The sequence below is a fragment of the Chamaesiphon sp. OTE_8_metabat_110 genome (assembly GCF_031382685.1).
Lineage (GTDB): Bacteria > Cyanobacteriota > Cyanobacteriia > Cyanobacteriales > Chamaesiphonaceae > Chamaesiphon.
In genome coordinates this window covers 1-7,691 of sequence record NZ_JANMZA010000540.1, presented here as the reverse complement: position 1 = coordinate 7,691, position 7,691 = coordinate 1, and the positions used below count along the sequence as shown (strand labels likewise).

General features: G+C 45.5%; 9 protein-coding genes. 6 read left to right on the top strand and 3 right to left on the bottom strand.

Features of this window, described 5'->3' with window-relative positions; genetic code table 11:
* Positions 1-194: 194 nt before the first annotated feature.
* Complete coding sequence (locus RMO52_RS19625) at positions 195-590, bottom strand: rubredoxin (protein WP_309744271.1); 396 nt, start codon at positions 588-590, stop codon at positions 195-197.
* A 212-nt stretch (positions 591-802) separates the two neighbouring features.
* Here RMO52_RS19625 and cax point away from each other — a divergent pair, with 212 nt between their 5' ends.
* The 5 genes from cax to RMO52_RS19600 all read left to right on the top strand — a co-directional run bounded on the left by cax (position 803) and on the right by RMO52_RS19600 (position 4,821).
* Positions 803-1,876 carry a calcium/proton exchanger gene (gene cax / locus RMO52_RS19620; RefSeq protein WP_310417614.1) on the top strand — a complete coding sequence of 358 codons (1,074 nt, stop codon included), beginning with the start codon at positions 803-805 and terminating at the stop codon, positions 1,874-1,876.
* A gap of 158 nt (positions 1,877-2,034) precedes the next feature.
* On the top strand, positions 2,035-2,772 hold the full coding sequence (locus RMO52_RS19615; protein ID WP_310417611.1) for a PEP-CTERM sorting domain-containing protein: 738 nt from the start codon (positions 2,035-2,037) through the stop codon (positions 2,770-2,772).
* Positions 2,773-3,272: 500 nt separating this feature from the next.
* Positions 3,273-4,013 carry a hypothetical protein gene (locus RMO52_RS19610; protein WP_310417608.1) on the top strand — a complete coding sequence of 247 codons (741 nt, stop codon included), beginning with the start codon at positions 3,273-3,275 and terminating at the stop codon, positions 4,011-4,013.
* Between the two features lie 244 nt (positions 4,014-4,257).
* Positions 4,258-4,524, top strand: coding sequence for a type II toxin-antitoxin system ParD family antitoxin (locus tag RMO52_RS19605; RefSeq protein ID WP_310417605.1), 267 nt, complete (start codon positions 4,258-4,260; stop codon positions 4,522-4,524).
* Positions 4,525-4,821: a type II toxin-antitoxin system RelE/ParE family toxin gene (locus RMO52_RS19600; protein WP_310417602.1), complete on the top strand. Its 297-nt coding sequence runs from the start codon at positions 4,525-4,527 to the stop codon at positions 4,819-4,821.
* Positions 4,822-4,864: 43 nt separating this feature from the next.
* Here the strand turns inward: RMO52_RS19600 and RMO52_RS19595 are convergent, their stop codons facing one another.
* On the bottom strand, positions 4,865-5,452 hold the full coding sequence (locus tag RMO52_RS19595) for a Uma2 family endonuclease (RefSeq protein WP_310417599.1): 588 nt from the start codon (positions 5,450-5,452) through the stop codon (positions 4,865-4,867).
* Between the two features lie 389 nt (positions 5,453-5,841).
* Entirely contained in the window at positions 5,842-6,924 is a 1,083-nt protein-coding gene (locus RMO52_RS19590; RefSeq protein WP_310417596.1) for a hypothetical protein, read from the bottom strand.
* Positions 6,925-7,512: 588 nt separating this feature from the next.
* On the opposite strand from RMO52_RS19590, the gene RMO52_RS19585 reads away from it, so the two are divergent.
* Positions 7,513-7,691: GTP-binding protein (locus RMO52_RS19585; protein ID WP_310417617.1), on the top strand; the 179-nt coding region annotated here is incomplete at its 3' end.

The following is a 7,691-nucleotide window of genomic DNA, read 5'->3' as shown; positions in this document are numbered from 1 at the left end:
GGGGAGATGGGGAGATGGGGAGATGGGGAGTTGGGGAGATGGGGAGTTGGGGAGATGGGGAGATGGGGAGTTGGGGAGTTGGGGAGAATACGAAATTACGATACACTTCCATTACCCATTACCTCTTACCTCTTACCTCTTACCCATTACCTTTTACCTCTTACCCATTACCCATTACCCATTACTCCTCATCCCTAGTTCAATGTATATAAACTAATAAAAATAATGATGCCGAGCATCAGTCCGCCGTAGATCAGGATACTTTTTTGTCCGGGAGACATCCCATTGACCCCAAATCCGTAGGTCTGGTTTTCTTTGAATCCGTAAGTGGTAGTCGTCCCGACATTCATAAATACCGCCTTTTTGGCACCACAGGTGGGACATTTCCAGGTGATCGGTAGGACGGTAAAAGGTGTACCCGCGATGATCTTTCGGGTAGGGTCGCCCTTATTGGGATTGTACGTGTAGCCACAGGCGCGGCATTCAAATCGATCGTCATCAGTGGTGCCAGCTACGACCTTGGGCTGGGTCTCGGTAGTCGGTGCGGACTCCTGTGGGCTGGCGGGAATGTCTCGTTCTGACTCGTTCATAAATTTAATTTTAATATTAGGGAATTATTAATATACTGTTACAAATTTTGGCATATTATGCGGATGTTTGATACATAGTCTTCGATCTCAATCGATCGACTCAATGTATTGCCCCAGCATATCGCGATGCTCGATCGAGCGATAAAATTTGGAATAGTACTCGGTCTAAGTCTCTACCTGTTCATTATTAGCCATCTAGCTCTAAGCCCCCTATGTCTATCAAAAAAATTCTGTCGTTCGGGTTGCTCGTCTTTGTACCGATTTCTATTGCGGCGGAATATTTGCACTGGGGGGACTTGACTGTATTTATCACCTCAGCGCTGGCGATCGTGCCCCTAGCCATCTGGTTGAGTACCGCGACGGAGGAAGTAGCCATCGTCACTGGCCCTGCCGTAGGCGGGCTGCTAAACGCCGTATTTGGCAATGCTACGGAGTTGATTATCGGGCTAGTCGCACTCAAAGCGGGCTTGATCGATATCGTCAAAGCCAGTATCACCGGGACGATTATTAGTAACTTGCTATTGGCGATGGGATTGTCGATGTTTTTGGGTGGCTTGAAATTCAAGGAACAAGAATTTAAACCGATTGTGGCTCAAGTCAGCGGTTCTTCGATGACTCTGGCAGTAATTGCGATTTTACTCCCCACGATGGCGTTTTATTCTGCTAGCAAATCTGATGCCTTTGCGGTCGAAAAACTCTCGATCGCCGTTGCTGTTATTTTAATTGCAGTGTACGTGATGACCTTACTATTTTCGCTCAAAACGCACAGCTATTTGTATGATGTTGGTTTGGTTGAGCTAGATGTCGAAGCGACCGGGCACAAGCCAGATTTACGTTTATGGTTGGGTATTTTAGTCGTTTCTACCTTGGCAGTTGCATATGAATCAGAAATGTTTGTCGGCGTAGTCGAATCAGCAACCAAAGGATTGGGATTAACACCGTTATTTACAGGTGTGATTTTATTACCTTTAGTCGGCGGTGCAGCGGAATATGTCACAGCCGTGGGTGTAGCGATCAAAAACAATATGGATTTGTCGGTATCGGTGGCGATGGGTTCGAGTCTACTCGTTGCCTTATTAATGGCTCCGATGTTGGTATTGGTCGGATACGCGATCGGTCAACCGATGGATCTCAATTTTAATCCCTTTGAAATTGTCGCTGTCGGTGTCGCCGTAATTGTCGCAAATTTGATTAGTTTGGATGGTCGATCGAATTGGTTAGAAGGAGTATTATTGCTAGCAACTTATCTAATCTTAGCTGCGGCTTTCTACTTCTTACCGATTTAAATATTGGCAAAATTAGGAAAGGTAGACATAAAGCTCGTCAAATTAAGCCTTTTGTTTACCTAATCCAGATTGCTAACGAGCCATTGTACCGAACTCGATCTCGATCGTGGTTGATAGGATTGTGGGGTATCGACACTCACACCACCTAAATCGACTTTATGATTACTTTATCCAACATTATTAAGTTTGCCGGGATCTCGGCAGTACTCGCAACAACTTTAATTGCTGCACCAAAATCTCAAGCTGCAACGATTACTGTGATTGACTTTGAAAATATCTTGCCGACTGGGACTCCAACAGCTAATATCAACGACTTCTATAATGGTGGCAATAGCAGTGTTGGTACTTCTGGTACTAATTTAGGTGTCACCTTTTCAGACAATGCCCTCGCTTTATGCTTAAATACGCTCTCAGAAAGTTGTTCTAATACCTCACGCGGTGGACAAGGAAACCCCAATTCCCAGAGAGGAGGACTCGTATTTCTCGATGGGGCAGAGACATTTTTAAACTATAGTGCAGGTTTTGATACTGGCTTTTCCTTCCTGTACACCGCAATCAATAATCCAGGAAGTATCAGTGTCTTTGATGGCATTAATGGATCGGGTAATCTGCTTGCTAGTCTAAATTTACCAACAACTACCAGCCTCTGCGCTGGATATAATGCTGGATTTTGCCCATTTGTAGCTAGTGGTGTTGGTTTCACTGGGACGGCTAGATCGATCGGTTTTGCTGGCGTAGCAGATCAGATTGTCTTTGATGACATCACATTTGGCAGCATTACTCCCGATCCTGGTGCTACCGCTGTCCCCGAACCTTTCACGATCGTGGGTACCCTCGTTGGTGGTACAGCAGCATTACGCATGAGAAAGAAAATTAAAGATACTAACAAAATGTAAGTAGGTTTTTTGATTAGTTAGTCTCGATCGAAACAATCGGCAGAGCTGAAGATTTTGTAAATTATCTTCAGATCTGTCATTTTTTTGTATGTATTTTGAAATGTGTTCGACTTTACAAATTGAGTATTAATGTTGTCTGCTGAGATGCCTGGATCGATTTAATAAATCAGCCATTTTACTTAACTTTTATTTATTCCAAGTTACTTACAACCATGAGCTGATGTGGAATTCAAGACTAATTGACATTTAATGAGGTTAAATAATAAGCCATTGTACTGAATCAGGCTTCAGTCGAACTTGGTAGTATCTTGAGAGATTTAGCCATACACTACGCGCAAAGTAAATTTATTTCATGTTAGTAAGATTTTGGGTACAGCTTTAGAAAATATAGCTGTGCGGAAAAAGATTCATGCCTCCATAGTGAACATAGTCTGAATTTCTAAATCTATTGAATATGACATTGTCCTATCATTCGCTCACCTAACTACCTCAATCAATTCATGATTACTTTATCCAGTTTTACCAAGTTTGCAGGTATTACAGTCGCATTAGCAACTGCTTTAGTTGCCGTACCAAAATCTCAAGCAGCAACTATTTCATTAAATTTTGAAGGTATAGATGTTGCGGGGGGTAGTAATAACACTAGCATAAATAATTTTTATAACGGTGGCACTAGCGGTAGTGGTACCTCTGGAGTAGACTATGGCGTGACGTTTTCCCCAAACGCGTCAGCTCTTAGTTTAAATACATTGTCAAATCCTGGCGTTTCCAATACATCACGAGGTGGGCTAGGAGATCCCAGCTCCCAAAATGGAGGATTAATCTTTCTCAGTGGAACACAGACATTCATCAACTATGCCAATGGTTTTGATACTGGTTTCTCGCTCTTTTACGCGGCAATTAATAATCCAGGTTCAATAAGTGTCTATGATGGCTTGAACGGAACAGGTGGTTTACTTGCTACTCTAGGTTTGCCAATAACTACTGGCAGTTGCCCTGGTTATAATGCTGGATTTTGTCCATTTGCTCCTGTTGGCGTAAGCTTTGCAGGTACAGCCCGGTCTATCGGCTTTGCGGGTGTTGCAAACCAAATTGTGCTTGATGACGTGACTTTTGGAAGTGTTACTCCTGGCGCTCCTACTACTGCCGTTCCCGAACCTTTCACGATCGTGGGTACTCTGATCGGAGCTACCGCAGCATATCGCACCAGAAAAAGATTGAAAGCAACTAACAAACTGTAAATCTCAGACTACTTAAAGCACCAGCCAAATTTACGGGTTTGAGAAATGACCCCAGTAAACTTGGCTGATGTTTTATTTTAGTTACTCTCAAACCAGAAATTCAAAGATGACTAATTCTGTCGTCGTTGGAAGATAATCGGATGCTTACCCACTAATGGACTCCGCGCGATGCGACTTCCTGACCGTAAATAACAATCATTGCTATTTTCTGTTATTATTGGCTTAATCCTGAGTAGCAAGCATTATGAACATTTCGCTGACACCTCATTTTGAAAATCTTGTCAAAAGCAAAGTTGAGAGCGGTCTTTACAACTCGGCGAGTGAAGTCATGCGGGATGCGCTGCGTCTCCTTGAAGAGCGCGACAGTTTGCGTCAAATCCGCGTTGAGGAACTCAGACGCGAAATTCAAAAAGGGATAGATAGCGGTGAGGCAACATCACTAGATATCGAAGAAATTAAAGCAAATGGTCGTCAGCGGCTGACAGCTCGACAACAGGACGCGCAAATTTAGATGGTGCAGTTATTAAAGCGTCCAGAAGCCGCAACCGATCTTGAGGATATTTGGTGGTACATCGCGCAAGACAGCCCCGAAGCTGCGGATAGACTTTTAGATCGAATTCAAGAAAAATTGGTGTCCCTGTCTCAATTTCCGCAAATGGGCGCGAGTCGAGACGAGCTGATACCCAAATTGCGGAGTTTTTCAGTGAGCAATTATCTAATTTTTTATTTTCCGCTTGAAGATGGTATTGATGTTATCAGGGTGTTGCATGGTGCCCGCGATACCGAGGTGATTTTTCAGTCCGACTAAGCGATCTCTTTGTATGTGTTGTTATTCGATGCGCCAAACGCTTTCACCAAATTTTCGTCAAATCTAAGCTAAATCCAGGTAGCACGTCATCACAATCGATCGAACTTCCCGATGCGATGACTTCGACAGCTCGATCGAGCCGATAGATTTCCACAATCCGATCTTGAGGATTAATTAACAACCCCAGTCGGACACCATTTTCCCGATACTCCAGCATCTTCTCTTGGAGATCTGAGAGTTTATCGGTGCGAGAACGTAGCTCGATGACAAAGTCTGGAGCAAGCGGGGGGAACTTCGATCGATCGTCAGCAGATAGCGCATTCCAACGAGACAGTTCAACCCAAGCTGCATCAGGCGATCTCTGACTTCCCAGCGGAAGTTTGAAAATGGTAGAGGAGCTAAATACTTTCCCTAATTGTGTTTGTCGATTCCAAATTCCTAGATCGATTAATAAATCTGCTTCGCGATTGCCACTGTCACCGCCAACTGGAGGCATGACGATAAGTACTCCTTCACTAGTTAGTTCGAGCGGATGTTCTGGGTTGGTAATACAGAGTTGATAAAACTGTTCGTCAGTAAGCCTAAGACTGCTGAGATTGAGGGGTTGTGACTGAAGCGGAGAGATTGTCATAGAACCTCCAAACAGTTGTAATAATTAGCTGGCAGTTTTGAATATTATATCTCGATGTTTTATAGCAATAGCCAAGATCGTTAGGACGTTTTTTAATTAACGTCAGTTCGGGTTAAGCATATTAGCTCCGCTCTTGCACCGCACTCGATTGAAATCGGTGCTAGTGATACAAAGTCCGCCTTCGCGGACTAAGATATTCAGTACAGATTCGGCGGACTTTGCTTGCATGTGCCGAAACTTCCAGTCTCTAGGCTCCTCTTATCCCGTTGGCGTAGCCTCTCCGCTAGGAGAAACTGACGTTAATTAGTCCGCGTAGGCGGACTTTGCATTCCGAGCGGCGATTTCAATCGCTGTGTCCTAACCGCCTTGGCGGTTGCCATAACTGCTTTTTAGCTGCTACGCCGCTGTAAAATAATCGGATGCTTACCCACTACTGGACTCCGCGCGATCGCGACTCCTTGACTGTCGCGAATTTCTAGTTTGGTAAAATGATGGGACTGGGCTTGGAGCCACATCCGATCGGTTAGTGTATTTTGGCGATCGTCGTCGAGTGTATACCAGCTAGGATCTAGTTGAACGATCAGCCGATCGCGATCGATGTCAATATTCAGCATCTCGATGATATTGTCTGGATACTGACTGGTAATCTCGCTCAGTTGAGATTGAATTGCTTGGGTAAACGCCTGTTCGGGACTAATTTTGGGATCGGAATTAATGGGGGCGATGACAAGCGGTGTGGGCGGTGGCGCTGTGACAGATCGATCGATTCCCGGCACAAAAAAGCCATCGACAAACCAGATCCCCACAGTCACGATCGCGACCAAGATCGCTATCAAAATCGCCTCAGAGAGCTGGCGGAGGGGCGCAGGTAATAACCGCCGAAATCGATCTAATGTGCCAGTCCACAAGCCGCTAACATAGTTACGGCGGGGCTGATTTGTTGGCTCGTCAGTGCTAAACGCGGTGGGTTTTAAATTACCGCTAGCTGAGAAGACCGAATCGATATTTTCTTGGCTCCCAGTTATGTCGTCATCCCAAATATCTTCATTTGGCGATAGAAATTTGCGCTGTTTGCTGCGGCGGGCTTCTTGAATATGACTACTTTGAACTGTCGCTGCGGGGAGTGCTTCATCCCACTCATCGAGATCGGAGGTTGGTGGTAGCGTCGGTGCAACTATGGGGGCGACTGGTTGAGCGTACAGCGGCTGGCGAGCGCTGAGCGGGACGAGCGGATTATTGTCATTACCGAGTGTTTCGGCATCATCCCAATTGGTTTCCTCATCATCAGTATCGAATCTATTGGCGATCGGCAAGTCCTTTTCTTCAAGACGATCGTTGCCCCAATCTTGCTGCGAAGAATCGATCGCATCTTGAAATTCCGATCGGGATTGCCGCTGCTGTCGGATACTAGCCAGATCGATCGTGGGCTGTGCTGGTTTCTGCTTGCCAAACCGCCCAAATAATCCTTGCATTAGTTTTCCTGTCCTCGATCGGGGTGCCATTTCGGTTAGGATTGGTGTCACTTTACTCTAATCTATCATCTTTACTCGATCGATCCTTTCCAAATCACCAAAATTTACGCAGCAAATCCCCTCCCAGGAGGGGTGCCCGTAGGGCGGGGTGGGTCGGATCTCCGCTACAAACCGATCGAGATAGCAGTTGGTTTTACGCAGATGGCGAAGACAGGGTCTGTATTGGGCGATCGACAGAAGATATTGGGTGCGTAGCATAGACCTAACCCACCCCGCCCGCTGGGCACCCCTCCTGGGAGGGGATTTTCATGCGATCCCAATCTTCTTACCTCTTACCTTTTACCTTTTACCTTTTACCTTTTACCTTTTACCTTTTACCTCTTACCTCTTACCTTTTACCTTTTACCCCTTACCTCTTACCTCTTCCCCCATGAGGATCTCGTTCGCGAAGCGTGGGCTTCGCCCGATCGCAATTCCCGAACGGCAACGGTACCCACGATCGGGTACAATTATTCATAGATATTTACAAAGATTAGTAAATTTCTGTCGCTTAGATCGGATCGTACTAGAGTCCTAACTCCCCAATTTATGAGCATTCCCATTCGTAACGTAGCCATCATCGCGCACGTAGACCACGGTAAAACAACCCTTGTTGATGCCCTTTTGAAACAATCTGGTGTTTTCCGCGAAGGTGAGGAAGTGCCGATTTGTGTAATGGACTCCAACGACATCGAGCGCGAGCGCGGTATTACCATTCTGTCCAAAAA